The following is a 25,658-nucleotide window of genomic DNA, read 5'->3' as shown; positions in this document are numbered from 1 at the left end:
CCTGTGTAAAACCTTGAAATTAACCGGCGTGCGCGTGTTCGCGGGTCTTATGGAAACGGATCTTCGGATGCCGCTCCATCGACAAATTCAGGTTCACCATTGTCGGGGCCAGGTAACTTAAGTTATCCCCACCATCGAGCGCCAGATTGGTGCTGGCTTTGTTTTTAAATTCTTCCAGCGCTTTGCCATCTTCTGAATAGACCCAACGCGCCGTGCTGACGTTAACGCTTTCGTAAATCGCATCAACGTTGTATTCCGATTTCAAGCGGTGCACGACCACATCAAACTGCAGCACACCGACGGCGCCGACGATCAGGTCGTTGTTATCCAGCGGCCGGAATACCTGCACTGCGCCTTCTTCGGCCAACTGCACCAACCCTTTTAAAAGCTGCTTTTGTTTCAGCGGGTCACGCAGACGGATGCGGCGGAACAGTTCAGGCGCGAAGTTCGGAATACCGGTGAAAGTGAATTTTTCACCTGCGGTAAAAGTGTCGCCGATTTGAATGGTGCCGTGGTTATGTAAACCAATGATATCGCCCGGAAACGCTTCTTCAACGTGTTCGCGGTCGCCGGCGAGGAACGTCAGCGCATGCGGCACCAGCACATCTTTACCGATGCGGACATGATGCATTTTCATGCCTTTTTCGTATTTGCCGGAACAGATGCGTAAAAACGCCACGCGGTCGCGGTGTTTCGGGTCCATATTGGCCTGAATTTTAAACACAAAACCGGAGAAACCTTCTTCGGTCGGCTCGACGGTACGGCCGGTCGTCGCGCGGTGCTGTGGCGCCGGTGCCCATTCCGTCAGGCCATCCAGCATGTGGTCCACACCAAAGTTACCGAGGGCGGTACCAAAGAATACCGGTGTTAATTCACCTTTTAAGAAGGCTTCACGGTCAAATTCATGACTGGCGCCCTGCACCAGTTCCATTTGCTCGCGTAAATCCGCAGCAAAATAACCTAAACGTGCATCAAGCTCCGGATTATTGATGCCTTTGATGATATCGACATCCTGAATGGTGTGACCCATACCGGATTTATAAAAAATCACTTCATCGCGCAGGATATGGTAGATGCCTTTAAATTCTTTGCCTGAGCCAATTGGCCAGGTAATGGGCGCGCAGGCAATTTTCAGTACACTTTCCACTTCATCAAGCAAATCAATCGGATCGCGGATATCACGGTCCATTTTGTTCATAAAGGTGATGATTGGCGTGTCGCGCAGCCGGGTGACTTCCATCAGTTTGATGGTGCGTTCTTCGACACCTTTGGCGCCGTCGATCACCATCAGACAGCTATCGACTGCCGTCAGCGTGCGGTAAGTATCTTCCGAGAAGTCTTCGTGGCCCGGCGTATCGAGCAGGTTGACCAGACAATCAGCATATGGAAACTGCATCACAGAAGTCGTGACCGAGATCCCACGTTCTTTTTCCATTTCCATCCAGTCAGACGTAGCGTACTGGCCAGATTTTTTACCTTTCACGGTACCGGCTTTTTGGATCAAATGTCCGAATAACAGCACCTTTTCTGTAATGGTGGTTTTACCGGCATCCGGGTGAGAGATGATCGCAAAGGTGCGTCTACTATTGATTTCATTCAAAAAATCTTTATTTGCCATATCGAATTCTTAATTTATGTACACCGCTATGTAGTCAGCAGTAAAAGTACCTATGAAACGTGGCGCGCATTTTACCAGACCAGCTCCCTTGATTGAAATTTATCTCCGGATGTCTCAATTCACTGATTCCAACTATTGAACTTGGCCAGCACGCGGGTATCGGCAATGACAGTGGCTATCCGACGATAACAATCAGAAACAGATGCAAATTTACATCTAGTAAACACTATTAACATATTGACACACTTTTTGTTTTCATTGTAATCTCGATTTGCTTACAAAATAGCTATTTATGTTAATTTATAGTTAACTCTGGTAAGCGCTAATATTTAGATTCAATTCGACAAATTTCCGATGGATTATAGAAATGCAAATAGCTAAATATGGAATTAGTAAAGTATCTTCACGCTATTCAATGCTCGCGGCACTATTAGTCACAATCCCTTTATTTTCAGCACCAGCGCATGCAGATCTAACTATCTGCGTCGACGGAAAAGTAAGGGTTTGCACTGATTTAGGTTGTGGTACGTATGAGACGCCTCCCGGTGGTCTGTGTTTTGATAATAGTGGTGGCGGTGGCAGTGGTGGCGGTAGTGGCGGCCCTATCGCTTCTCCAGGCGGCGGCAATGGTGGCGGAACTGGTGGCGGAACTGGTGGCGGTGGCGGTGGCGGTGGCGCTGGCAGTGGAGACAGCGGTACAAACAAGGGCGGAAAAAAGAAAAAGAAATAACTTACAAGAAATTGAATTAGAAACTGAAAGACCGCATCATTTGCGGTCTTTGTAAAGATTGGAAGGTAAACTAATGAAAAAGGAAATCACTATTCTTCTGATTGGTTTGGTTACAGGAGCTGGTATTCTACACCTGCTCGAAACTGAGCCGGTGCGTGAAGTTCAGCTTGATATTGCCAACAATACTCAGTCGGTGATGACATCAGCAGCAGTAACTGATAATACCCGGCGAGGTGAAAACGGGCCAACTCGTGAAAACTCAGAACGAGCTACCCATGATTATCCAGAGCAGCCTTCTGGTAAGTCTGAAAGCTCTCCCTCGGCTTCGCCGACAGATCCCTATCAGGCCACAACGCTGCAACTTGCCAAAATTGCCGACAATGCGCAGTGGGCACAGAGTTTTCAAGGAAACTACAGTCCAGAAGCGGAAGCGGCAAACAAACATTTGACCCAACTTGCCGACACTTTTACGCGACAGTTTGGTAGTTATTACACTTCAGGCTGCAACCAACAATTTTGTGCGATGCTACTGCAAGGCTTTACAGAGAAACAGCAAGCGGAAGAGGCAATTGAACAAATGTTGATTAGCAAACAGCTGCCTAATTTTAAGTTCTACCGGCTCATGGAAGATGAAACAGGTATTGCAGTGCGTTTTAGTATTCCAATAGATAAAAATTATACGCCGACGACCGCAGAGTGGCAGTCATTTTCAGATAAGTTCAAGCCACAATCTCCATAATCAAAAATATTTCTTCTATGCCATCGTGTATGGTAAATATTTGTGGAGACCTACCAGGCTCACGACGAAGATTCGGGCGGGTGTCAGCAAATGCTCGCCTATTGAAGTACACTGCTAGGTAGTCGGCAGTTTATGCGGCCAAATTTAGTTGGCCACTAAAACCCACATATAGCTCGGTCGACAGCATCTTGAACCAAAGCTATAAGCCGATTGTTGAATCACGCCGGTAGAAGATTGACTTAAAAACCTGAAGTATCCCCAGAAGTTGTGTAGGTAAAACAATAATTCAGGCGCGGGAGGGAACATTCATGGCAGTCCCTGATCTGATCCTTCGCCAAAAATCACAAACCATGAATAACCGCCATGAAAGCTCAAGCTATGCTCGCCGATTTTCTCGACCTTGTCACCCCAAAAAATTTCCATAAACATCTTTTAAACTCGCTGACGGCATCGCTGCAGAGTTTACTCACCAACGGCCAGTGCACTGTCACTGCGATTGGTCGCGGCATTGATAGTGACGCCTCAGAGCGACATTGCATTAAACGGGCAGCCGATTACAACTGTCCGCATCTGCATAAGGCATTTTTAGCGAGATTGAAGGCGATGCTGCCCAAGCGCTGCTGGCCGGTCATCGTCACCGATGCAGGCTTCAAAGTGCCGTGGTTTAAGGAAGTGAGTGCCTTAGGCTGGCATTTTATTGGTCGGGTGCGCGGTCAGGTATCGCTCAGATTACCGGGCCAGAGTGAATTTATCAGCGTGGCGAAGGTGTATAAAAAGGCCCGGCAGCAGCCGATGGTTCTCGGCGAGATTGCGCTTGGTCAATCTCAGCAATATGCCTGTCGCGCCGTGCTTGCCGGTAAAGGCTGGAAACTGAAAAAAAAGCGACAAACATCTGCCGTTTAAAGAGCCATGGCTGCTGGTATCTAACCTGGCGTATTGCTTCAATTATGCAAAGAAAATCAACAAGCTTTATGCTGCAAGGATGCAAGGATGCAAGGATGCAAATTGAAGAAGCATTCCGCGACCAGAAAAGCCAGACGTACGGCCTTGGCAGCAACGCGCATCGGACGAAAAAGAAAGGCCGTTTAGCAGTGCTGCTTCTCTGGCGGCCTTGGCGATTCTGGGGATCCGTCAGCTTAAAAACACTTTCCCTCATTGTGCCACAATCACCCCCGCTTCATTTCAACCACGTTGTGATACAGCTCCGGATTCCTGATGCGCTGGATCCGATTCCACCAAGTCGTATAAGCCTCAACCTGCTCTGGCAGATAGTGGCAATGGTCATATGCCCCAGCATAAATGCAAATGTCGCTACGTTTGATTTTTGGCAAAGTAGGTTGCTTTGACCATTTGAATCTACAGCGGCCTTTTTTAGGATGGCTAAATCCTCAGCCTGATCAGCCAGTTGGCGACGCAACTTCTGCAGCCAGTTCCACTTCACGTTGACTGGTATTGGATATTTTCTCAGACGCTTTACGCCAGTTATAAATTTGGGTTTCAGAAATCTTCAGCTGTCTGGCGGCTTCGGCCACACCAACACGTTCTGCCAGTTTCAAGGCTTCTGCTTTACATTCAGCGGTATAGTTCTTGAGGTTCTTTTTGATTGTTAAAGTCACCTCGTTATGTGATTTCACTCACTTAGCGAGGTGTCCAGTACTGCTGGATCAGATTGGTAACCTAAAAACTGAAATTCTGTACACAGCTATGTAGTCAGTGCTGGTGAATGCAGATGAAATGTTTTGAGGCTTTTTGAATAAAATGAGCGGAGGATTTTTCTTTATCTATCGGGATCGGGCTTTGCAAAGGTGCGTTGAAATCGAATGAATTGGTTTGAAATGTTTTGAATTAAAGGCAATCGTCCAGATGCGAGATGATCGCAAAGGTTCTGCGTATACTGACTTCTTGGAGAAATTCTGCGCTGGCCATGCCTGAGTGAGTTCCGAATATAAGCTTAATGGGCGGCCGGCTCTGATGCAGTGTTGTACAGCAGCTGGAGTCCGGCGAAAAATGGCGCCGATTATAGCAGCAACCACGGCTTTGGCGAAGTGTGAAAACCAGCATTGCCAGCCGGATTTATCCCTGTTTTTATTGCACTGCCGGCAAAAACCATTGTGTCGCCAACTGCATCACAGCATTTTCCTGTGGCGCCACTTCCGTTGTCTGATTATTGGCCATCAGCAATAAGGTCAATTCCTGCTCCGGGATTGTAAAAACAAACTGGCCGCCATAACCCCAGGCCAGCTGACCGGCCGGTTGATTATTCTGTTTGAACAACCACCAGCCATAACCATATCCGCCGATACTTAACCCGGCAAAAGTGCGGCTGCGTGGTTGCTGTACACTTGCGCTCGTCATGACATAGGCCTGATCCAACACCTGCTGACTGCCCCAACGCCCCTGTTGCTGCCACAACAGACCTAGTTTAGCCAGATCACGTGCGGTGAGTTCCAGACCGGCGCCACCATTGTCATAACCATCTTTTAGTTTTTCCCAGCGAAAGTTACTGATGCCAAGCGGCATAAAAAGGACCTGACGGGCGTAGTCACGGGTGGCCATGCCGGTTTTCTCGCTGAGGATCACCGACAACAAATGAAAGTTGGCTGAGTTATAGCTAAATTCGGTACCTGGCTGCCGGGTTTGCTCTTGTTCCAGCACATAGCGGGTAGGATCTGCCGCCATCACCCATTGCTCAAAACCCGCCAGGGTGCTTTCGTCCCAGGCAAATCCGCTACGCATGCTGAGTAAATCCGCAACTGTGACAGGTGCTTTGCCATTTAGCAGCGCACGATAACGCTGTGGCAATAATTCGCTGATTGGCTGTTGCAGACTCTGAATTTTGCCCTGACTGATAGCAGCACCAATCAAATGACTGATCACCGTTTTGGTCACCGAACGCAAATGCAATAAATCAGTCGACTTGCGGCCGCTGAAATAAGCCTCGCCGACTAACCGGCCACGGCGTAACACCAATACTGCATACAATCCTGATGTAGCACGCGCGGCGTTGTAACCTTGCTCCAGCATCGATTCATTGAAGCCTTCCGCAGCTGCGGTACTGACCGGAAACGCCGGATTTTCGCTGGCGCGCCAGAGGACAGAGCCACTCACCGGGTTGTCACCGGTACTGTCTACCTGGTCAGTACCACCACAGGCACTGAGACAGACCAGCATCAGACAACACAGGCTGTAGCGTAAAAATGAAATGCCATTAGCAGAAAAATGTTTGCAGTACTGGACGAGAAAAATTTTGCAGATCAATTGCATAGAGCATCCCTGTTGCAGGTATGCCGTTTCAGAGTGACGGCATCGCCAATGACATGGCCATCAGGATAGCATCTTCTTTTCCACCCGGAGCCGGGTAGTATGCTGGTCTGACCCCAACCTGATGAAACCCCTGCTGGTGGTATAACGCAATCGCTTTATGATTCGATGCACGGACTTCCAGCCAGCAATCAGTCGCTTGCCGGCGCTCGGCTTCATCGAGAAAATGGTTTAACAGCGCTTTACCAATCGCCTTGCCCTGCTGCTGTGGATGCACGGCAATATCAAACAGGCTGGCTTCGCCGGCAACCAGCTCACCGATATAAAACCCTACCACCTGCTCATTGATAAGCGCTACGGCATTAAAATAGCGTTCGGAAAAACTGCTTAAAAAAGAGGATTCTGCCCAGGGATACGAAGTTGCGGCTTGTTCTGTGGCCAGCATCGCCGGAATATCTGCCGGCCTGGCACTGCGGATTTGGATCATGTCGGGTCCGTGTCGGTGGAGATTTCAGCCGGCAACTGCTGGACAAGACTTTGCCAGAGTTGTTTTTTGCTAGCTGCGGCCAAAAAATGTTGCGGAGGCGCGCTGAACAAACCTTCTGCGGTCAGATGAATGTCTGTTACAGCAGCCTGATAGAACCATTGAGCCTGAACACCGGCTTGCTGCAAAAACATCAACATATCCTGCACCAACGGTAAACTGGTCTCAGCGGTAGTCCACTGCGGGAGCACCGGTTCTGGTGGCATGGCTGCTGGTATGGATTGCAGTGCAGTCTTTTGCGAAACCGCGAAGTCTTGTGCCGCAGGGGCTGTGATCACAGCCGCATATTGAGGCGCCTGATAATCAGGCGCAGCCAAATCGGTTTGTAATGGTTGGATTTTTAAATGCTGTAAGAACTGCAGCTGCAGTTCTGACATGGCTGATGTGATGTTATTTGTCACTTCTGGATTCATCTCAGTACCTCGTTGGGTCTTGCCTGAGAGAATTGGCAGGGGCAGAGGGATTCGAACCCCCAACCATCGGTTTTGGAGACCGCTGTTCTACCAATTGGAACTATGCCCCTGTGATTGAGGCGCCATTATACAAAAGGAGTTGCAAAGGTAAAGCAAAAATCTCAGACAAAGCAATCGATTGCGCATAAATCAGCCAGAACGCTGACCAATCATCCAACTGATGCTGCACAATTCAGCTATATGCAGTTTTGCTTGTGTTAAAAAGATGCAATTGAAGAATGACTTTGCTAGCATGGCGCGCCTTTGGCAAAGCAAGGTTGCGGTCTTTGAAATCAACGACTACAACTTAGGAAGCAGGAAGTTGGATTACCAAGGATGTTTGCATGAAAATGACCGATTGTTCCGTACTAATCATTGACGATGTACCTTCAGTCAGAGAGTATTTACGTCAGACCCTGATGCTACTCGGCATCACCCATGTCAGCGAGGCGTCCAATGGTAGCCTCGGAATTAGTAGCTACACCAAACAACATCAGGATGTGGTGTTCCTCGATATAGAACTACCGGATTGCGACGGGAAGTCGCTGCTACGCCAACTGAAAGAAATCAATCCAAATGCTAATGTCGTGATTATGACAGCCCACAGCACAGTAGAAAATGTGCAGCAAAGTATCCTGGCTGGCGCTTGTGGTTTTATTGCTAAACCATTTTCGGCGAAAAAAATTGAATCTGTACTGGTGAAATGCCAGAAAAAAAGCCTGACTGCCTGAGCATTAACAGACTTGTCATTTGTGCGTTAAGGCTTGCCACTTAACGGCGCGCCGTGAAATTCCACACCATCCCAGCCGGTCCGGATAAAATTGCGGATATTGGCGTGATTGGTGCCTTTGACATCCGGCAATACCTCTAACCGGTAAAAATCACCAAATAGCTGCAGTGTCTGCGGCTCTGACAGCTGATGCAACAAGGCAAAAGCCAGAATTTTGCAAGAACCGTTGTTCTCCCCCGCCGCATTGGCTTGTTCACCATTCTGAAACGCCGTCGGGGTGAAATCGTATAAAGCATCAATTAACGTTATGGTTTGCTGGAAGCTGATGCTGTCCGGCTCGCTACTTAACTGTCGAAAAAAAGTTTCCAGCATAAAACCGCCTAAAGTTTGACCAAGTCCTGCCGATTACGCGATCAGCAATCCATCAATTCCGATGGGAGGATCCAATGAACATCATTAGCGCCACACAGGCCTTTAGTGCCCGTGAACAGCAGTTATTTCAACACAGCCGGATCGAAGTACAATCTTCACCGGTAGCACCCGCCACTCCCGCGACAACGACATCAGCGCAAACAGTTGATCCAAAGAGCGAAACCGAGTCTAAGTCATCCGACGAACAAAATGAAGATGGTCAGCAATTCAGCGCCAAAGAAAGTATTGGCACCGTCAAACGTATTCTGGAACAACTAAGCAGTGGCAAACTGCTGAGTTGGCTCGACGGCACAGCTTTTGACAAGATTCAGGCGCAGCAACAGCAACTGCACGACGAAGTGGCGCCGCCACCAGCGCCTGCTGAACGCACCATCATGGAATTTAATTATCGCTATCAGGCGGTCGAAGCCAGCTTTGCCGGTGCAGTACAGCTCGAAGATGGCAGCAGCCAGAGTTTTGCTTTTAGCTTCAGTATGCAGGAAACATATGCCAGCTTCAGTATCCGGCAAGAAGCGGTACTGCAAGACCCGTTAGTGCTCAGCACCACAGGCCAAAGCTTTCAGTGGACAGGCGCCAGTCAATCCTTTGATTTTTTCAGTAACGACACCAGTGCAGAACTTCCCACACTTGCTAATGGCCAGTATTACCTGAGTTATGATCGCAATCAGGATGGTCGTATCACGCAAGGTAAAGAATTATTTGGTCCCAGTACCGGCAGTGGTTTTGCTGAATTGGCCGCATTGGACGAAGATCAGGACGGCTTTGTCGATAGCAGCGACAGCGCCTGGCAACAACTGAGTATCTGGCGGCCCGGCGAAGCGCTGCAAAGTCTGACCGACGCCGGCATTGGTGCCATCTCGGCACAATCGGTTGCGACTTCGTTTGGGCTATATGATGGCGATGCACTGATGGCCCGTATTGCACGCAGCGGCATCTTTTTGTCTGAACAAGGCAATGTTGGCCTGCTGCAACAGGTCGATTTGAATATCTGATATTCAGTGCCGGATCTGGCTGATCCGCCATGATACTTCGCTGTACACTGCAGGCATAACTTAGTAGTGGAGCGCCGCCTGTGTACAGTGAAGTGTTACCCGCCGCCGAAACCTGCCAACAAGCCCGGTTAAGCCGTGACGCCCGCTTTGACGGACTGTTTTATATCGCAGTGAAAAGCACCGGCATCTACTGTCGCCCGGTTTGCCCGGCGCGTGCACCGGCAGAACATCAGGTGCAGTATTTTGCTTCTGCAGCCTCCGCTGCTGCTGCTGGCTTTCGGCCCTGTTTACGTTGCCGGCCTGACAGTGCACCCGGCTCTCCCGCCTGGCAAGGCAATCAAACTAGTCTGCGCCGTGCAATGAAACTGATCGATCAAGGTGCCCTGCAGGATGGCAATCAGGCCAGTCTGTGTGAACGCCTCGGCATCAGCGAGCGCTACTTACGCAAACTCTTTGCACAATATCTGGGCGTTTCGCCGAAACAATATGCCTTGTATCAACAAATCCTGTTTGCAAAACAACTGCTGCATCAAACCACCATGCCGGTGACTGATATTGCGGCCATGGCCGGATTTCACAGTCTGCGCCGCTTCCACGATGCGTTTAAACAACAACTACAACTGACACCAACACAAATACGGGGACAACGCATGTCGCAACATTCCGCAGTGATTGAGCTGGAATTGAGTTATCGCCCACCACTGGCCTGGCATTTATTGCTGGAGTTCTGGCAACTTCGCACCTTAACTGGGCTGGAATGGCTCGATGGCGAGCGTTATGGCCGATTGATTGACTGGCCGCCCGGCCAGGGTCAGCAACAAGGTTGGTTTGAGGTGCGACCAGTCCCGGATAAACATGCGCTGCAATTGCAACTACACTGGCAGCATCACGACACGCTATTGCCGGTGGTGAAACATATCCGGCGTTTACTGGATCTGGATGCCGATTTACAGGTCATCGAACAACATCTGCGCGGGCAACTGGGCGATAAAGTCAAAACCGGCCTGCGGATTCCGGGTGTCTGGTCCGCCTGGGAAGCAGGCATCCGCGCAATTTTGGGTCAACAGGTCAGTATTGCCGGCGCACGCGCACAGCTCAATCGCCTGTTGGTGCTGGGCTGCGAACAGGAGACGCCAAGCTGCGCTGCCGAGCATACCAGCGATTTGCAATGGCGGCAGTTTCCAACACCAGCACAAGTTCACGCCGATGCGTTATTGATGCTGAAAATTCCCGGCGCCCGGCGCCAAACCCTGTTAGCCCTTGCCGTCAGCATGATCACAGTGCCAGACCAACATCCATCGCAATGGCTGCCGATCAAAGGCATCGGTCCCTGGACTGTGGCTTATGCCTGTATGCGGGGTCTGTCAGAAACTGACGTCTGGCTCGGTGGCGATTTAGGCATTCAAAAAGCGCTGGCACGCCAGCACGCCGGTTTTGATGCGCAAAGCCTGTCACCCTGGCGCAGTTATGCCACATTACAACTTTGGTTTGGCCTGGCGGACAGCCCGGCGGCGCAAGGAGAATAAGATGTCATTACCGTTAAATACCGCTTATTGCCTGTCACCGCTAGGTGAACTGGAGATCCATGCCAGTACGGCCGGTCTTGTGGCCGTGCATTTCCCTGCAGTGCAGCAGGACCGAAGTCTGGCCAGCGCCCGGCATACGGAGTTGCCGGCGGCACTCGGTGCAAATACAGCTTTTGAACTGCTGCATCTACAAACGGACAGCCACACAAAGTCACTATTACAGGAAGCCGCAGAGCAGCTCCGACAATATTTCGCCGGCGAGCGCCAGACTTTTAACCTGCCCCTCGCCGCGCCCGGTACGACGTTTCAGCAGCAGGTCTGGCATCAATTGCGGCAGATCCCGTTTGGCCACACCCAAAGTTATGGCGAGCTGGCGCAGCGTCTTGGCAATAAAAATGCGATGCGCGCCGTCGGTGCCGCCAATGGCCGTAACCCAATCGCCATTATTGTGCCTTGTCACCGCGTCATCGGCGCTGACGGCAAACTGACCGGCTACGCCGGAGGGCTGGATCGGAAAATCTGGCTGCTGCAACATGAACAGCGTGTAGCTGGCCATTTTCATTCGATTATTTAGAACAAAAATGTGGATTCATTGCAATTTTACTTCGATTAGTTTTAGGGTTAACTAAGCTCCTCTCAAATCGCAGGATTTATTCATCATGAAAATTCGCCGCCTTGCCCAACTCTGGCCCGCCAAGCAAGTCTCTGACGGTGCCGGCGTCAAAATCCGCCGCAGCATTGGGCTGCAACCGCAATGGCGGCTCGATCCATTTCTGATGCTGGACTGTTTTGGCTCCGATGAAGCCGCTGATTATATCGCCGGCTTCCCGCCGCACCCGCATCGTGGCTTTGAGACCGTCACTTATATGCTGGACGGGCACATGCTGCATGAAGACCATCTGGGTAATCAGGGCCATCTGAAAAGCGGCGGAGTGCAATGGATGACGGCCGGCCGCGGCATTATCCACTCGGAAATGCCGCAGCAGGAATCAGGCCTGATGCGCGGTTTTCAACTGTGGCTGAATCTGCCGGCGGCGGAGAAAATGCAGGAACCTGCTTATCTGGATTTAGATCCGGCGCAAATCCCGTTGGCTGAGATCCCACAAGGTTTGATAAAAGTCATCGCCGGAACATTACAAAGCCCGGCCGATGCCGGTGCACCACTGCTGCCCGTGACCACAGGCCCGATCCGCGCGGCGTCGACGCAGCCGTTGTATCTGGACCTGCAACTGCACAGTGCGGCTGATTTAACGCTCGCCGTACCGGGCGGCCACAATGCGCTGATTTATCCCTACGAAGGCGAAGCCTGGCTCGGCGACCATCGGGTGCCGCAGCACCATGCGGGCGTGCTCACTGATGGCGATAGTCTGCAGCTGCGTACCGAAGGACCGGCCCGGATCATCGTGCTCGCCGGCAAACCGTTACAGGAACCTGTCGTGCAATACGGGCCTTTTGTGATGAACTCAGTGGCTGAGATTGAACAGGCGATTCAGGATTATCAGCAAGGCAAATTGACGGAAGGCGCCGCTAAAGTCCTGCAAATTTAAGCCGCGGCAAAGGCCACTGACGCACCCGAAGCACCCGGCGCGAAATCGCGCTGGGCCATTATCCTTCCGGCTTGTATAATGCCATTTTTGTCACAGGACTTATGTCACAGGACTATCCCTATGCAATTAATCGGTATTATCGGCGCAATGGAACAGGAAGTTGCGATCCTCAAAGCACAGCTCAGCAATATTGAAACCACCCGCGTCGCCAGTTTTGAATTTCACCGTGGCCAACTACAGGGCCATGACGTTGTGCTGGTTCAGTCCGGCATCGGTAAAGTCACCGCAGCTATTGCGACCACTTTGTTAATTCAGTTATTTCAGCCGTCGGCAGTGATTAACACCGGCTCTGCCGGTGGTTTTGACCCTGAACTGAATGTCGGCGATATCGTTGTCTCCACTGAATTACGCCATCACGATGTTGACGTCACCGCTTTTGGCTATGAACCAGGCCAGCTGCCACGTTTACCTGCCGCTTTTACCGCGGATCCAGCCTTAATGGCCGCCGCAGTGCGCAGTATCAATACGTTGGGTTTCTGCAAAACCAAAACCGGCCTTATTACCACCGGTGATGTGTTTATGTGCGATCCGGAACGGATCAATAAAACCCGTGCCACCTTCCCACAAATGCTTGCAGTCGAAATGGAAGGCGCGGCTATTGCGCAGGTTTGCCATCAGCTCAACACGCCATTTGTCGTGATCCGTAGCTTAAGTGATATTGCCGGCAAAGAATCACCAACCTCTTTTGACGCCTATCTGGAAATTGCGTCGAAAAACAGTAGCGCCATGGTGCTGGAATTGTTGCGCGAACTGCACGCAGCATAAGCAACGATGCCACAACTCGCTGCCCAATACTGGCAACTGCTGACACAGATCCCGGCCTTCGAGCCGGGACTGCTGTTTTTGCTGGCGGTCGTGCTGGCGCAATACGCCGCATTGCCACAGCAATATCAGTTTTGGCCACTGCTGCGCCTGCTCGCTCAACGCATCGAACTGAAAGTAAATAAAAGCACTGATAGCCGCTCACAGCAACGACTCGCCGGGGCATTGGCACTTTCAGTGATCTTGTTGCCAGTGCTGCTGTTGAGCTGGACTATGCGCCAGCTGTCAGAATGGCCGGTTGGCTTTGATGCCGTTCTGCTATATCTGTGCCTGGATTATCGTAATTACCAGTTACAGGTCCAGAGTGTGGCCAGCAGTTTACAACGCCAGCAATACCAGTTGGCCAAAGATCAGCTGCAACCACTGCTGCGACGTGAATGTGGAGCACTGTCTGCCACAGGTCTGGCTAAAGCCGGCATTGAAGTACTGGCGCAGCGTCAGGTCCGGCATGTGATAGCAGTACTGCTGTGGTATTTACTTGGCGGCGCGATGCTGGCTCTCAGTTACCGCTTATTACTGGAGCTGCAACAAGTCTGGTCCGGCAAATTACCCAGCCAGCGCGCTTTTAGCGGCGCAGTCAGTATCGGCGGGCGTTTTTTTACTGTGCCTGCGTTGTGGTTACAAGGGGCTCTAGTCGGATTGTTGTACCGATTTCGCCCAACTTTGCGTTATTTTCATACCAGCCTGGGCGCAGGGTTGCCCGCAGCTGATCATTGGTATCTGTCGGCCTGGAGCGCTGCGCTGCAACGCAATCTGGCCGGCCCTGTGATGTATCAGGGCACTAAACTGCGACGCGAGCGGATTGGTCCGGCAGAAAACCCGCAGCTCGCCGATTTGCAGCTGGCGCTGCAACTGAGCCGGCAAATTCAGCGCACGCTTTTTTTGCTGCTGTGCTGCGGTTTTGCACTGACGATGCTTTATCAATGGCCGCTGCCCTTCTGATGGATCCCACTGGACTTTTGATGAGTTTCTGCGTTATGTTCGCCGCCATACTTCAACAGCTGGTCAAAATATTGGCAACAAAAATGTCTGTGCTACGCCACAATTTATGCCATTTCCTGCTGTTGTTGCTCATCGGCGTCTGGACGCCGCAATCAACGGCCGCGCATACTGAACATGCAAATCCACCACTTTTAGCACCACTGACGACTGAGCAGGGTCTGATTAGCGGCACCATCAATCGTCTTTACATCGATAACACCGGTTTTTTGTGGCTGGCCACCGACCGGGGTCTGAACCGGTATGATGCCTATAAGGTGCAACAATTACCTTTGGCCGGTGATACACAGGTTGAACTGGATATTTCTCAGCTGCTGGAAGACAGTCAGCAACGCTTTTTTGTTGCAGCGAAAAATCAAGGGCTGTATCAGGTTGATCTACAGACGTCCGCGGCAGAACTGCTGACGCCGCTGCAGCAACTGGAAAGCGACACTACCCCGCAATTGTTTGATGTGATTGAACAACAACCTGATTTACTGCTGCTGGCAATCAATAAAGCCGTCTACCAACTGCAATTACCCGGCAGGCAACTGACTCAAATTTTTGAATTTGATGGCGGTAACAGCCTGATGTCGCGGATACGGCTGCTAAAAAAATTCAACCAGTTGCTGCTCATCGGCACGACACGTGGGCTCTATGTTTATGATTTAAAGAGCCAACAACACTGGCTGGTCGCGCTGACACAACTAAGCCCCGAACGCGGCGCTCAGCTGGTCCGGTCACTGGAAGTGACCAATAATCAGCTTTACCTGGCGATTGGCTCGCAACTTTATCAACTGACTGAAGACCAGTTGCGCCAGAGTGCCGTCGCGCCAATTGCTACAGCACCGTTTTTAACTGATTTGCAGATTAATAAAATCCTGCCGTATTTCGGCAAACTTTTACTTGGCTCCCATAAAGGCCTGTATCTGGCTACACCCGGCGCCGCGCAGGCGGAATTGCTCTGGCGTTTTACCGACAGCGTGCATGAAGTCGATCAGGACAGCATTACCGATCTGGTCCGCACACCAGATGGCGGCTTTTGGGTGGCCAGTCGCTTACAAGGCGCCTATTACTGGCACCCCCGCAGTACCCATTTTAATCATGTCCGGCTCGCCATGCCGCCAGTGGAACAGCCAATGTCTGCCCAGCCAGCCGGATACAGCCCCAGAGCGGTGCTGGCGTTGGCCGAAAGCCCGGCGAATCAGCTCGTGCTTGGCACCATTAATGGTTTAAAACGGCTGGATTTGCCGTCAGGCGCGGTGCAGGATCTGGCCTACCCGGATCCGTTGCCCGCCCTTTTTTCCCGAATTGTGGCGCGTATTTATCCGGATACCGCCGACAGACTTTGGCTACGTAGTGGCAACTCATTACATCTGTACTCAGCCAGCAGCGCGGAGTTTTTACCGCTACCGCTGCAAGACAGCCAGCAGCAACCCCTGATCCAGCTCCAGGCTGCCGGGCACTGGCGCGACCATGCTGGCGCCTTCTGGTACTACAACGCGGAAGATTATTATCGTTATCAACCGGCCGACGGCACACTGACAACTTTATCTGAGTTAAAACAAGCAGAGCCGCCCCATAGGGCGGGTCGTTTCCTTGGGCAGCGTCCGCAGCATCCGGAGCAAATATTTTTCAGTGCATCCGACCGGATCTGGTTGTTTAATCAGCGCGATCGCAGTGTGCAGAAGATCTATGAAGCGATGCCGTACCAACCAGGTCTTGCGCGACAGGCTGACAAAATGTGTGTCGATGGCCGCGGTGATCTGTGGTTTACCATCAGTGGCCTTGGCTTGCTGAGTTTTGACGGTCAGCAGTTAAAACTGAAACATCATCTGCATAAACAAAACGGTTTACCCAATAACGCCATCTATTCATGCGAAACCGACCTGAACGGCCAGCTATGGTTTGCCAGCCAACAAGGGCTGACCCGGCTCGACCCGGCCACACTGCGGCTGGAAGCCTTTGATAAAAACGATGGCCTGTCCGGCAGTGAGTTTACTTATGCCGCCAGCCTGAAGTTGTCCAATGGAAACCTGGCGTATGGCACCAATGCCGGTGTCACCTGGTTTAACCCGGCCGAGCTGCTAGAACCACCACAAAAGCCGGTGATTGCCATTACCCATATCGGGGCAATGAATCAGGCTAAGTCGACGTCGTTAAGCAATTTAAACGGCGCATCGTTCCGGTTTGCTTATGACAGCCTGGGCATTGAAGTCAGTTTTTCTGCGTTGAATTTTCGCGACAACGACAAAATCCTGTATAAATTCTGGCTTGAAGGCAACCGCGAAATTCGCTTTCCACAGCAACAGAGCGCCAGCGTTACTTTTCCACAGCTCGAGCCCGGCCTCTACACCTTTCACGTCAAAGCTCTTTCTCCACACAATGGGCTGGAAAGTGACACCGCAGTATTAACGCTGCGTATCGATCCGGCGCCTTGGTATTCACCAACGGCCCTGGCAAGCTATGCCGTGCTGGCGCTGATCCTGTTATTTTTGTGGCAGCACAATCGTTTGGCGCAAAAGCGCTTGCTGGCGCAGGCGCATTACAAAGTAAAAGCCAGTGAGCAGCGGCTGAAACAGGCACTGGAAGCAGTCAACAGCGGCGTGTGGGACTATCTAGTGCCAAAAAACAGCATGTATGCCCAACGTGTGCATGCGATGCTTGGTTACAGCGAAGAGTTAAATCCACTGTCGATGCAGCAACATCTGGCCCTGATCCACCCGGACGACCGCGATAGTTATCAACAAGCCTGGAACAAGTTTGTCAGTGCGCCCGACCGCAGTTTTGATTTTACTTATCGTATGCAGCATAAAAATGGCAGCTGGTTATGGTTCCGCGATATCGGCAAGGTAACAGAGACCAACAGTAATCAGGCACTACGTGTCATCGGCACCTATAGCAATATCACCGAAACTCGGGCCACCAAAGAAAAAGCGCGGTTATTTGGCGAAGCATTCCAGCAAACCCGCGATTGGGTGGTATTGCTCGACCCGGAACAACGGGTACTCGCCGCCAACCAGTCGTTTGCCGATGTGTTTGGCAACATGGATGACTATCTCGGCAATCCGCGTGTGCATGAACTGGGCATCAGTCTGAGCAGACGACGTTTTTACACCCGCCTGCTCGGTGGCATGCAGGCCAATCAGCACTGGCAAGGCGAAGAGCTGGTGTTAAGCCCGGACGGCACCGAACGCCCCACTCTGCTAAATATCAGCGCGGTGGGCGACGACGAACGGGTCGATTTCTATGTTTTGGTGTTTACCGATATTACCGCACAGAAACAAGCTGAAGATGATCTGCGTTATCTGGCGAATTATGATGCGCTGACCGGTTTACCAAACCGCGCACTGCTGACGGACCGTATTCTGCACGGTATCGAAACGGCCAAACGGGAAAAACGCTCACTGGCATTGTGTTTTATCGATTTGGACCGTTTTAAACAAATCAATGACAGTCTGGGTCATGACATCGGTGACTTGTTGCTAAAACAAGTGGCAAAACGTCTGAGCTCTATTTTACGGCTGACTGATACCGTGGCCCGGTTAGGCGGTGATGAGTTTGTCGTGCTGCTGGAAAGTTATAAAAACGACGACAATATCAGCCACGTGGCGCGCAAGATGTTGAAATCAATCGGGGAACCGATGCAGCTTGGCGTGCATTCGGTCAGTGTGTCCCCCAGTATCGGTATTGCCGTATATCCGGAAGACGCAGCCGACGCCGGTGAGTTGCTGAAACATGCAGACGTTGCGATGTACCATGCAAAAGATCTCGGCCGCAATAACTTCCAGTTTTTCATTCAGGAAATGAATGACAAAGCGCATATGCAACTGGCGCGTGAAACCCGGCTGCGCAGCGCCTGGCAACACAATGAATTCCTGAACTACTACCAGCCGATTTACGACAGCGTGCAACAGAAAATTGTTGGAGTCGAAGTGCTGATGCGCTGGCAGGATAGCGACCGTTTAGTGCCGCCAAATGATTTTATTCCGTTGGCGGAAGATTTACGGCTGATAGTGCCGATGACGCAGGCGTTGCTGGTCAGGGCGTTGGCTGATTTACAGCGCTGGCATCAGGCAGGTTTTCCATTGTATGTGTCAGTGAACCTGTCGCCCAGCCATCTGGAGCAGCAAAATCTGGCGCTGGAAACCGCGGCGTTATTGGCGCAGTACCAGTTACCGGCCAGTTGCCTGCGCTTTGAAGTCACCGAAAGTGCGCTGATGCAGGATCACCAAAGTGCCATCGCGACCATGCTGGCGCTGAGTGAATTGGGCGTTCAGCTGGCGCTCGACGATTTTGGTACCGGTTATTCTTCGCTGAAATATCTGAAAGAATTACCGATAGACGGCATTAAAATTGACCGCAGCTTTGTCAAAGATATCGGTATCGACCGCAATGATGAAACCATTATCGATGCCATGTTGAGCATGGCTAGCAGTCTTGGGATGTATTGTGTGGCCGAAGGCGTCGAAACGGAACAACAACTGGCGTTTTTCAGCCAGCGTGGTTGTCATTTAATTCAGGGGTATCTGTTTGGCAAACCGATGGCCGCGGATCAACTGCTCCGCAAGCTTCTACAAGATTGAACCCTGTGACACCTTCCCGACTCTATCTGGCTGCGGCTTTATTGTTATTGGCGGAAGCCTGCTTTGCCGGCATCGGTGCGCTGGTCAAACTGACCAGTGAGTCTGCCAGCCAGGTGCAGGTGGTGTTTTTCCGCAATTTTTTTGCGCTGTTGGTGATGCTGCCGTGGATCTACCTGCAAGGCATGCAAATACTGAAAACTGACCGCTGGTATTTACATCTGAGCCGGGCCACTACCGGCATCATTTCCATGTACTGTTTTTTCTATGTGATCAGCCAATTACCTTTAGCACAGGCCATGTTGGTCTTGCTGCTCTCGCCTTTTGTTGTGCCCATTATTGCCCGCTTCTGGCTAAATGAACGGCCAAGCCGCTTAACGTTGTTTGCCATTGGTTTGGGCTTTGTCGGCGTCTTTATTGCGATCCCAGTCAGTGAAGGCCCTGGCAATTGGTTGATGCTGGCGATTGGACTGTTGTCAGCGGTGCTGGTGGCGGTAACCAAAACCACCATCCGTTATATGTCGGATACCGAACCTGCCGCCCGCATCGTGTTTTATTTCTCGCTGCTGACGGCCATTATTTCTTTTATCCCGGTACCATTTGACTGGCATCCGTTGCCGGCAATCGCCTGGTGGGCCTTTGCCGGGATGGGGGTATTGGCCGCTGCCGGACAGATGGCAATGACCCGTGCTTATGCCTTAGCACCCGCCAGTGATATCGGGATGTGGACATACAGCAGCGTGGTATTTGCCGGATTGTTTGGTTATTTGTTCTGGCAGGAGCCGGTGTCAATGGCCTGGTCTGCCGGTGTGCTGATTATCTTTTATGCCGGTTATGTCACAAGCCGGCAGCGCTTGTTCTGAACGCTGCCGGTCTTGCTCAGAACACGCGATCGTAACTGATACTCAGCGCATTGGCATCGCCATAGGTTTGTTTAAACCACTGCCCACCACAATCCTGCCAGTGGTCCAGCTGTACTTTAACAGCAGCAGCAGAGCTGACGTCAAACCGCACCACAGCAGAGGATAACCGGTGTTTCTCCTGGTCCGCTTCTGTGGTCAGTTCCAGCGGATTCATTACATTGATTTTTTGCTGGTACAAACCATGTGTCAAATACCAGGCCCAGCCATCGAGCCTTTTGCCGCTTGTCAGGGTATAAGCCAAATCACGGCCATAAGACTCTGTGCGGTCGGAGAAAAACAACTCGGCACTGAAGATCCAGTCCTGATAATCAATCAAACCAGATGCACCAAACAGCATTTGTTCAGCAGGCGTGGACCAATCCTCGTTGTCACTGACTAAACGGCTTTGCGTATCGGACTTCATCAGCATCAGGCGGCCTTCAAACCAGTCGCGGTTCATCAGCACTTCGGCGCCGATGATTTTGCGCCAGCGCGTATCGGTTTCACTGTCGATGCCGTTATAAATTTTCATGTAATCATTGTCTTTGCGGGTTTCGCTGCCAGCAAAAGTATTGACCAGCCCACTCCAGTCGCCGGCCTGAAAACTATGATTCCAGTTAATCCCGTTGTAATTGACCGCTTCCCAACCATAGGTTTGCGGTGGCAGGTGCACCCACGGATAAGTGAAGCTGACATCCTGTTGTTCTGAGTAATAAAATAACGGTAAGCGCTTTCGGCCAACCTGTAGTAAATCATTGTCGCCCAGTTGCCAACCGGCATAAACCCATTCCACAGTTGGTCAGACAGCTGCAGATTGCCTTGCAAGCCCAATTTCGAGTCGGCAGCAAAATCCCAGCTGCTGTCAATGACACCCGACTGGGAAAAATCGGAAATCATACAAGGACAATTTATACCAATTTCATTTTTTCCCTGCACCGAGCCACTCAGCGTTTTGCCGGCAGCCAGAGTCATAAAACCACTCCAGTTAAACTCTGCCGCATACCCATTGTTGACAAACAACGTACACACAAGCAAAGGCAAAGCCTGCTGCTTAGGATTCAGCCAATTCATGTTATTTACTCCGGCATTAATAAAAGGCTAGCCCTGCGGCTCAGAAAGTGGCCAGTACTTTGACCTTATCTGTGACAGATGCTTTGTCGACGTAACCTATGACGCTCGGATTCTGACTGACCAGTTCGAGCATTTCTGCATCGGTACTGATCTCTTTTGGTGGTGTGCCTTTGCCGGTAAATACCAGCTTGGACCAATAAGCTTTAATCTGGCTGCCGGATTTATTCAGCACCTTCTGATTAAATTGTTCTGTGGTTTTGCTGCCTTCTGCCTGACCTAACGGTAAAGCAGCTTTGCCATCCGGAAAGCTTTTACTGCGTCCAAGGTAAATTTGCGCTATGGCTTCAGGATTTAACGCTGCGGCATTGGACGGATGTACAACAACTGCAACTTCGGCGAATACGGATGCACTGAGAAGTGCCAAAGGCACCCAAAGAATTTTCTTCATTTTAAGCTCCACGCTTGCCTTACAACTTTTTTGAAGTGTAGACCAGTATTCTGAACATACTGAACTGAAAGCAAAATTTTACCAATTCGCCAGATTGGCCCAAGGCTGCCACCGAATAACCTGCACAAGGCTGGTACTTGTGCGGGGTGTCAGTTAAAATACGCGCCATTTTTCCGTCCGACTTTTTTACAGGCAAATTCTGACCATGAGCAAAAAGCTGCACATTAAAACCTGGGGCTGCCAGATGAACGAATACGATTCATCCAAAATGGCTGACTTACTGGATGCCACTCATGGCTATACCCTGACTGAAGAAGCAGAAGAAGCGGATGTTATTTTATTAAACACCTGCTCTATCCGCGAAAAAGCCCAGGAAAAAGTGTTTCATCAGTTGGGCCGCTGGCGTCCGCTGAAAAAGAAAAATCCGAATTTAATCATTGGTGTTGGTGGCTGTGTCGCCTCGCAGGAAGGCGCCGCTATCCGTGAACGCGCGCCTTATGTTGACATCGTGTTTGGTCCGCAAACCTTGCACCGCCTGCCAGAAATGATCAATGCCGTCCGCGGTGACCGCTCTCCGGTGGTCGATGTTTCTTTCCCGGAAATTGAAAAATTTGACCGGCTGCCAGAACCAAAAGCCGAAGGTCCCAGCGCTTTTGTATCCATTATGGAAGGCTGCTCAAAATACTGTACGTTCTGCGTCGTGCCTTACACCCGCGGTGAAGAAGTCAGCCGCCCGCTCGATGATGTACTGCTGGAGATCGCGCAGCTGGCCGAACAAGGCGTGCGGGAAGTCAATCTGCTGGGGCAGAACGTCAACGCTTATCGCGGTGAAACGCACGATGGCCAGATTTGTCACTTTTCTGAATTACTGCGCCTGGTCGCCGCCATCGACGGCATTGACCGTATTCGCTACACCACGTCGCATCCGGTTGAATTTACTGACGATATTATTGAAGTCTATCGCGATATTCCTGAACTGGTAGACCATCTGCATTTACCGGTGCAAAGCGGATCTGACCGGATCCTGACGCTGATGAAACGCAACCATACCGCGATTGAGTACAAAGCCCAGATCCGTAAGCTGAAAAAAATCCGGCCCAATCTGTCGATGTCATCCGATTTTATCATCGGTTTCCCTGGTGAAACGGCGGAAGATTTTGCCCAGACCATGGACCTTATCAGCGCCATCGGCTTTGATATGAGTTTCAGCTTTATCTACAGCGCGCGGCCAGGCACGCCGGCGGCCGACCTGCCGGATGATGTGTCGGAAGACGAAAAAAAGCAGCGTCTTTATATTCTGCAGGACCGCATCAACCAGCAATCACTGCAAATCGCCCGTGGCATGTTGGGCACTGAACAGCGTATTCTGGTGGAAGGTCCGTCGAAAAAAGATCTGATGGAATTGACCGGCCGCACCGAGAACAATCGGGTGGTGAATTTCGAAGGCACGCCTGATATGATTGGGCAGTTCGTTGATGTCCGGATCACCGATGTGTTCACCAATTCCCTCAAAGGTGTAGTGATCAGAACGGAAGCAGAGATGGACCTGCGCCGGGAAATTTCCCCGCAACAAATTATGGCCCGGCAAAACCGGCCAGAAGGCAGCGCCGATGCACTCGGCGTCGCTACTTACCAACCCTGAACACCAGCTGCAGTTGCTGCAGGCCTGTAGTGTTGATAAGCAAGTCCGGTCACCATACCGGACTTTGTTTATCCAGCGATGAGAGAAGGACATTTGGACAACCCGATCAGCAGCCTAGAATTCAGTTTTACCCCCGCTGACCACCAGCGTCTTGCGATGTTATGTGGCCCTTTTGACGATCACCTGCATCAGATTGAACGGCGTTTTCGCGTACAAATCCAAAACCGCGAAGAAAAATTCCGCCTGCTTGGCCTGACCGAGCAACTACCACTGGTGCGTCAGTTGCTGGAGTCGCTGTATCTGGAAACTGTCTCCGCCAATGGCAAAATACAGCCATTGAGCCCGGAACAGGTCCATCTGAGTCTGAGCAGTGTGGAAAACCCAAGCAGTCTGGTCAGTGTGGATGCGGCGCAGAACGAAGTCAGCATCAAAACCAAAAAAGGGTTGATTAAAGGCCGCAACGCCAATCAAAGCCGTTATGTCGCCAATGTGCTGACCCATGACGTGACCTTTGGCATCGGTCCGGCTGGCACCGGTAAAACCTATCTGGCAGTCGCCTGTGCCGTCGATGCACTGGAAAAACAGCAGGTGCGCCGTATTGTGCTAACCCGCCCTGCCGTTGAAGCTGGTGAAAAGCTCGGCTTCCTGCCTGGTGATCTGGCGCAAAAAGTCGACCCGTATTTACGGCCTTTGTACGACGCGCTGTTTGATATGCTGGGCTTTGAAAAGGTTGAAAAGTACCTCGAACGCGGCACGATCGAAATCGCACCGCTGGCCTATATGCGCGGACGCACTTTAAGTGATGCCTTTATCATTCTCGACGAAAGCCAAAACACCACGGTCGAGCAAATGAAAATGTTTTTAACCCGGATTGGCTTTAATTCCAAAGCAGTGATCACCGGCGATGTCACCCAGATCGATTTACCACGCGGTCAGTATTCAGGTCTGAAACATGCTATCGACGTGTTGTCTGCAGTCGACGCACTGAGTTTCAACTATTTCCAGGCCAAAGATGTGGTGCGCCACCCAGTGGTGCAGAAGATTGTGATCGCTTATGAAGCGCACGAAAAAGCCGTGGCCGATGCCAAAGCGGCGGCACGTGCTGCTGAACAAGCTGAAATCGTTGAAAAAGCCGCCCAGCAGGCGCTTGCCGCTACGGCAGATCCTGTGGCCAAACCGGTACGCCGGCGCAGCAAAGAGGTTTAAATGGCGATTATCCTGGATTTACAGCAAGCCAGCACGGCAACAGACTTACCGACTGAAGCGGAGCTGCAACGGGTACTGGAAGCAGCGATTACGCCTTTTCAGGCTGACGCGGAAGTGACCATCCGCATCGTAGATGAAACCGAAAGCCAGCAGCTTAATTTTGATTATCGGGAAAAAGACAAACCGACCAATGTGCTGAGTTTCCCATTTCAGTGCCCACCGGGTATTGAGTTACCGTTGCTGGGTGATTTGGTGATCTGTGCTCAGGTTGTCGCGCGCGAAGCGCAGGAACAACAAAAAACCCTGCAGGCACATTGGGCGCATATGGTGGTACATGGCAGCTTGCATTTGCTCGGCTTTGACCATATAAATGACGCTGACGCCGAAGAAATGGAAGCGGAAGAGATCCAAATATTACAGGAACTTGGCTTTGCCAATCCCTATTTGATTGACTGAACATGGAGCTGATTTGAAGTCATGAGTGACGACAATCCACACTCGGGACGCGGTTCTGCCGTAAAATCCTGGTTAGAGCGCATTGCCGCGATTTTTACTGCAGAACCCCAAGACCTGTCCGATTTACAAGCGATCATCACCGAGGCCAATGCCCGCGCGTTAATCGACACTGATACCAAAGGCATGCTGCAAGGCGTGCTGGCAATCTCCAAAATGCGGGCACGCGATATCATGGTGCCACGCTCACAGATGGCGACTATTGATATCGACCAGCCACTGGAAGAATATCTGCCGATTTTATTGGAAAATAATCACAGCCGTTACCCGGTGGTCAATGAAGATAAAGACCACATCGAAGGCATTCTGATTGTTAAAGATATCCTGCAATATGCACTAAAGCCGCAGACTGAATGGCAGCTGCGCGACATCTTAAGACCGGCCGTCATTATTCCGGAAAGTAAAAGGGTTGATGCGCTGCTGAAAGATTTCCGCCAGCAACGTTACCATATGGCCATTGTGGTTGATGAATATGGCGGCGTGTCCGGCCTTATCACTATCGAAGATATTCTGGAGCAAATCGTCGGTGAAATTGAAGATGAGCACGATGAAATTGAAGGCTCCGACATTCGTAAGCTCGGCAGCCATGTATTTTTGGTCAGCGCTTTAACGCCCCTCGATGAATTTAATGAAGCCTTTGCCACCAGTTTTGATGAGGACGAAGCCAGTACCATTGGCGGTATTGTGCTACATGCCTTTGGTCATATGCCGGTGAAGGGTGAAAGTATCAGTCTCGGCGGTCTGACTTTTAAAGTGAACAAAGCGAACAATCGTCGTTTGGTGCAGTTACAGGTCATTAAGCCCAAAACTGACAGTGCCCAGGATGAATAATAGCGGCACGGACCGTGCCGCAGGATGAACT

The 25,658-nt window shown here is 51.1% G+C and carries 24 protein-coding genes, 1 tRNA gene and 1 pseudogene; 17 read left to right on the top strand and 9 right to left on the bottom strand.

Features of this window, described 5'->3' with window-relative positions; translation table 11 throughout:
• Positions 1-19: 19 nt before the first annotated feature.
• Entirely contained in the window at positions 20-1,618 is a 1,599-nt protein-coding gene (gene prfC, locus ATY27_RS10930; RefSeq protein WP_208930683.1) for a peptide chain release factor 3, read from the bottom strand.
• Between the two features lie 626 nt (positions 1,619-2,244).
• Here prfC and ATY27_RS10925 point away from each other — a divergent pair.
• The 4 genes from ATY27_RS10925 (at position 2,245) to ATY27_RS10910 (ending at position 4,433) form a co-directional block, all read left to right on the top strand.
• Entirely contained in the window at positions 2,245-2,403 is a 159-nt protein-coding gene (locus ATY27_RS10925) for a hypothetical protein (protein WP_208930682.1), read from the top strand.
• Positions 2,404-2,421: 18 nt separating this feature from the next.
• Positions 2,422-3,087, top strand: coding sequence for a hypothetical protein (locus tag ATY27_RS10920; protein WP_208930681.1), 666 nt, complete (start codon positions 2,422-2,424; stop codon positions 3,085-3,087).
• Positions 3,088-3,450: 363 nt separating this feature from the next.
• Positions 3,451-3,990, top strand: coding sequence for a transposase (locus ATY27_RS10915; RefSeq protein WP_208930680.1), 540 nt, complete (start codon positions 3,451-3,453; stop codon positions 3,988-3,990).
• Positions 3,991-4,085: 95 nt separating this feature from the next.
• Positions 4,086-4,433: a hypothetical protein gene (locus tag ATY27_RS10910; protein WP_208933544.1), complete on the top strand. Its 348-nt coding sequence runs from the start codon at positions 4,086-4,088 to the stop codon at positions 4,431-4,433.
• A 20-nt stretch (positions 4,434-4,453) separates the two neighbouring features.
• Here the strand turns inward: ATY27_RS10910 and ATY27_RS10905 are convergent.
• The 5 genes and pseudogenes from ATY27_RS10905 to ATY27_RS10885 all read right to left on the bottom strand — a co-directional run.
• Positions 4,454-4,703 (bottom strand): annotated as a pseudogene (locus ATY27_RS10905) (transposase); the annotation flags it as partial.
• Positions 4,704-5,172: 469 nt separating this feature from the next.
• Complete coding sequence (locus tag ATY27_RS10900) at positions 5,173-6,351, bottom strand: serine hydrolase domain-containing protein (RefSeq protein WP_208930679.1); 1,179 nt, start codon at positions 6,349-6,351, stop codon at positions 5,173-5,175.
• 28 nt (positions 6,352-6,379) lie between these two features.
• Positions 6,380-6,835, bottom strand: coding sequence for a ribosomal protein S18-alanine N-acetyltransferase (gene rimI, locus ATY27_RS10895; protein WP_208930678.1), 456 nt, complete (start codon positions 6,833-6,835; stop codon positions 6,380-6,382).
• Positions 6,832-7,305, bottom strand: coding sequence for a hypothetical protein (locus tag ATY27_RS10890; protein WP_208930677.1), 474 nt, complete (start codon positions 7,303-7,305; stop codon positions 6,832-6,834). Before ATY27_RS10890 ends, rimI begins: the two co-directional genes overlap by 4 nt.
• 33 nt (positions 7,306-7,338) lie before the next feature.
• Positions 7,339-7,415: transfer RNA gene (locus tag ATY27_RS10885), tRNA-Trp, on the bottom strand.
• A gap of 273 nt (positions 7,416-7,688) precedes the next feature.
• Between ATY27_RS10885 and ATY27_RS10880 the strand changes: the two genes are divergently transcribed.
• Positions 7,689-8,075, top strand: coding sequence for a response regulator (locus ATY27_RS10880; protein ID WP_208930676.1), 387 nt, complete (start codon positions 7,689-7,691; stop codon positions 8,073-8,075).
• A gap of 26 nt (positions 8,076-8,101) precedes the next feature.
• Here ATY27_RS10880 and ATY27_RS10875 read toward each other — a convergent pair whose 3' ends face one another.
• Entirely contained in the window at positions 8,102-8,446 is a 345-nt protein-coding gene (locus ATY27_RS10875) for a HopJ type III effector protein (RefSeq protein WP_208930675.1), read from the bottom strand.
• A gap of 74 nt (positions 8,447-8,520) precedes the next feature.
• On the opposite strand from ATY27_RS10875, the gene ATY27_RS10870 reads away from it, so the two are divergent.
• From ATY27_RS10870 to ATY27_RS10835, 8 genes are all read left to right on the top strand, one after another.
• The gene (locus ATY27_RS10870; RefSeq protein WP_208930674.1) at positions 8,521-9,498 is read left to right on the top strand and encodes a hypothetical protein; all 978 of its coding nucleotides are present in this window, start codon (positions 8,521-8,523) and stop codon (positions 9,496-9,498) included.
• An 80-nt stretch (positions 9,499-9,578) separates the two neighbouring features.
• The gene (locus tag ATY27_RS10865; protein ID WP_208930673.1) at positions 9,579-11,024 is read left to right on the top strand and encodes an AlkA N-terminal domain-containing protein; all 1,446 of its coding nucleotides are present in this window, start codon (positions 9,579-9,581) and stop codon (positions 11,022-11,024) included.
• A gap of 1 nt (position 11,025) precedes the next feature.
• Complete coding sequence (locus tag ATY27_RS19985) at positions 11,026-11,598, top strand: methylated-DNA--[protein]-cysteine S-methyltransferase (protein WP_208930672.1); 573 nt, start codon at positions 11,026-11,028, stop codon at positions 11,596-11,598.
• Positions 11,599-11,683: 85 nt separating this feature from the next.
• Positions 11,684-12,571, top strand: coding sequence for a pirin family protein (locus tag ATY27_RS10855; RefSeq protein WP_208930671.1), 888 nt, complete (start codon positions 11,684-11,686; stop codon positions 12,569-12,571).
• Positions 12,572-12,691: 120 nt separating this feature from the next.
• Positions 12,692-13,396 (top strand): 5'-methylthioadenosine/S-adenosylhomocysteine nucleosidase, encoded by a 705-nt coding sequence (gene mtnN, locus ATY27_RS10850; RefSeq protein WP_208930670.1) that lies wholly within the window; start codon positions 12,692-12,694, stop codon positions 13,394-13,396.
• Between the two features lie 6 nt (positions 13,397-13,402).
• Entirely contained in the window at positions 13,403-14,395 is a 993-nt protein-coding gene (locus tag ATY27_RS10845) for a cobalamin biosynthesis protein (protein WP_208930669.1), read from the top strand.
• A 20-nt stretch (positions 14,396-14,415) separates the two neighbouring features.
• On the top strand, positions 14,416-19,017 hold the full coding sequence (locus tag ATY27_RS10840; protein ID WP_244151269.1) for an EAL domain-containing protein: 4,602 nt from the start codon (positions 14,416-14,418) through the stop codon (positions 19,015-19,017).
• Positions 19,018-19,022: 5 nt separating this feature from the next.
• The gene (locus ATY27_RS10835) at positions 19,023-19,877 is read left to right on the top strand and encodes a DMT family transporter (RefSeq protein ID WP_208930668.1); all 855 of its coding nucleotides are present in this window, start codon (positions 19,023-19,025) and stop codon (positions 19,875-19,877) included.
• Positions 19,878-19,893: 16 nt separating this feature from the next.
• Here the strand turns inward: ATY27_RS10835 and ATY27_RS10830 are convergent, their stop codons facing one another.
• Entirely contained in the window at positions 19,894-20,709 is an 816-nt protein-coding gene (locus tag ATY27_RS10830) for a hypothetical protein (protein WP_208930667.1), read from the bottom strand.
• A 318-nt stretch (positions 20,710-21,027) separates the two neighbouring features.
• The gene (locus ATY27_RS10825; protein WP_208930666.1) at positions 21,028-21,435 is read right to left on the bottom strand and encodes a phosphate ABC transporter substrate-binding protein; all 408 of its coding nucleotides are present in this window, start codon (positions 21,433-21,435) and stop codon (positions 21,028-21,030) included.
• A 205-nt stretch (positions 21,436-21,640) separates the two neighbouring features.
• On the opposite strand from ATY27_RS10825, the gene miaB reads away from it, so the two are divergent.
• The 4 genes from miaB (at position 21,641) to ATY27_RS10805 (ending at position 25,627) form a co-directional block, all read left to right on the top strand.
• Positions 21,641-23,077 (top strand): tRNA (N6-isopentenyl adenosine(37)-C2)-methylthiotransferase MiaB, encoded by a 1,437-nt coding sequence (miaB, locus tag ATY27_RS10820; RefSeq protein ID WP_208930665.1) that lies wholly within the window; start codon positions 21,641-21,643, stop codon positions 23,075-23,077.
• Positions 23,078-23,170: 93 nt separating this feature from the next.
• The gene (locus ATY27_RS10815) at positions 23,171-24,283 is read left to right on the top strand and encodes a PhoH family protein (protein WP_244151268.1); all 1,113 of its coding nucleotides are present in this window, start codon (positions 23,171-23,173) and stop codon (positions 24,281-24,283) included.
• Positions 24,284-24,739: an rRNA maturation RNase YbeY gene (ybeY, locus tag ATY27_RS10810; RefSeq protein WP_208930663.1), complete on the top strand. Its 456-nt coding sequence runs from the start codon at positions 24,284-24,286 to the stop codon at positions 24,737-24,739.
• Between the two features lie 21 nt (positions 24,740-24,760).
• On the top strand, positions 24,761-25,627 hold the full coding sequence (locus tag ATY27_RS10805; RefSeq protein WP_208930662.1) for a transporter associated domain-containing protein: 867 nt from the start codon (positions 24,761-24,763) through the stop codon (positions 25,625-25,627).
• Positions 25,628-25,658: the final 31 nt, after the last annotated feature.

The sequence above is a fragment of the Rheinheimera sp. F8 genome (genome assembly GCF_001518915.1).
This window is presented reverse-complemented; position numbering and strand designations above follow the sequence as displayed.

What these genes read in the sequence shown, in the direction of transcription:
- ATY27_RS10845 (WP_208930669.1), top strand. Translation starts at nt 13,403, where the DNA reads ATGCCACAACTCGCTGCCCAATACTGGCAACTGCTGACACAGATCCCG.
- miaB (WP_208930665.1), top strand. Translation starts at nt 21,641, where the DNA reads ATGAGCAAAAAGCTGCACATTAAAACCTGGGGCTGCCAGATGAACGAA.
- prfC (WP_208930683.1), bottom strand. Translation starts at nt 1,618, where the DNA reads ATGGCAAATAAAGATTTTTTGAATGAAATCAATAGTAGACGCACCTTT.
- ATY27_RS10855 (WP_208930671.1), top strand. Translation starts at nt 11,684, where the DNA reads ATGAAAATTCGCCGCCTTGCCCAACTCTGGCCCGCCAAGCAAGTCTCT.
- ATY27_RS10925 (WP_208930682.1), top strand. Translation starts at nt 2,245, where the DNA reads ATGGTGGCGGAACTGGTGGCGGAACTGGTGGCGGTGGCGGTGGCGGTG.
- rimI (WP_208930678.1), bottom strand. Translation starts at nt 6,835, where the DNA reads ATGATCCAAATCCGCAGTGCCAGGCCGGCAGATATTCCGGCGATGCTG.
- ATY27_RS10915 (WP_208930680.1), top strand. Translation starts at nt 3,451, where the DNA reads ATGAAAGCTCAAGCTATGCTCGCCGATTTTCTCGACCTTGTCACCCCA.
- ATY27_RS10910 (WP_208933544.1), top strand. Translation starts at nt 4,086, where the DNA reads ATGCAAATTGAAGAAGCATTCCGCGACCAGAAAAGCCAGACGTACGGC.
- ATY27_RS10805 (WP_208930662.1), top strand. Translation starts at nt 24,761, where the DNA reads ATGAGTGACGACAATCCACACTCGGGACGCGGTTCTGCCGTAAAATCC.
- mtnN (WP_208930670.1), top strand. Translation starts at nt 12,692, where the DNA reads ATGCAATTAATCGGTATTATCGGCGCAATGGAACAGGAAGTTGCGATC.
- ATY27_RS10875 (WP_208930675.1), bottom strand. Translation starts at nt 8,446, where the DNA reads ATGCTGGAAACTTTTTTTCGACAGTTAAGTAGCGAGCCGGACAGCATC.
- ybeY (WP_208930663.1), top strand. Translation starts at nt 24,284, where the DNA reads ATGGCGATTATCCTGGATTTACAGCAAGCCAGCACGGCAACAGACTTA.
- ATY27_RS10840 (WP_244151269.1), top strand. Translation starts at nt 14,416, where the DNA reads ATGAGTTTCTGCGTTATGTTCGCCGCCATACTTCAACAGCTGGTCAAA.
- ATY27_RS10870 (WP_208930674.1), top strand. Translation starts at nt 8,521, where the DNA reads ATGAACATCATTAGCGCCACACAGGCCTTTAGTGCCCGTGAACAGCAG.
- ATY27_RS10890 (WP_208930677.1), bottom strand. Translation starts at nt 7,305, where the DNA reads ATGAATCCAGAAGTGACAAATAACATCACATCAGCCATGTCAGAACTG.
- ATY27_RS10900 (WP_208930679.1), bottom strand. Translation starts at nt 6,351, where the DNA reads ATGCAATTGATCTGCAAAATTTTTCTCGTCCAGTACTGCAAACATTTT.
- ATY27_RS19985 (WP_208930672.1), top strand. Translation starts at nt 11,026, where the DNA reads ATGTCATTACCGTTAAATACCGCTTATTGCCTGTCACCGCTAGGTGAA.
- ATY27_RS10920 (WP_208930681.1), top strand. Translation starts at nt 2,422, where the DNA reads ATGAAAAAGGAAATCACTATTCTTCTGATTGGTTTGGTTACAGGAGCT.
- ATY27_RS10825 (WP_208930666.1), bottom strand. Translation starts at nt 21,435, where the DNA reads ATGAAGAAAATTCTTTGGGTGCCTTTGGCACTTCTCAGTGCATCCGTA.
- ATY27_RS10880 (WP_208930676.1), top strand. Translation starts at nt 7,689, where the DNA reads ATGAAAATGACCGATTGTTCCGTACTAATCATTGACGATGTACCTTCA.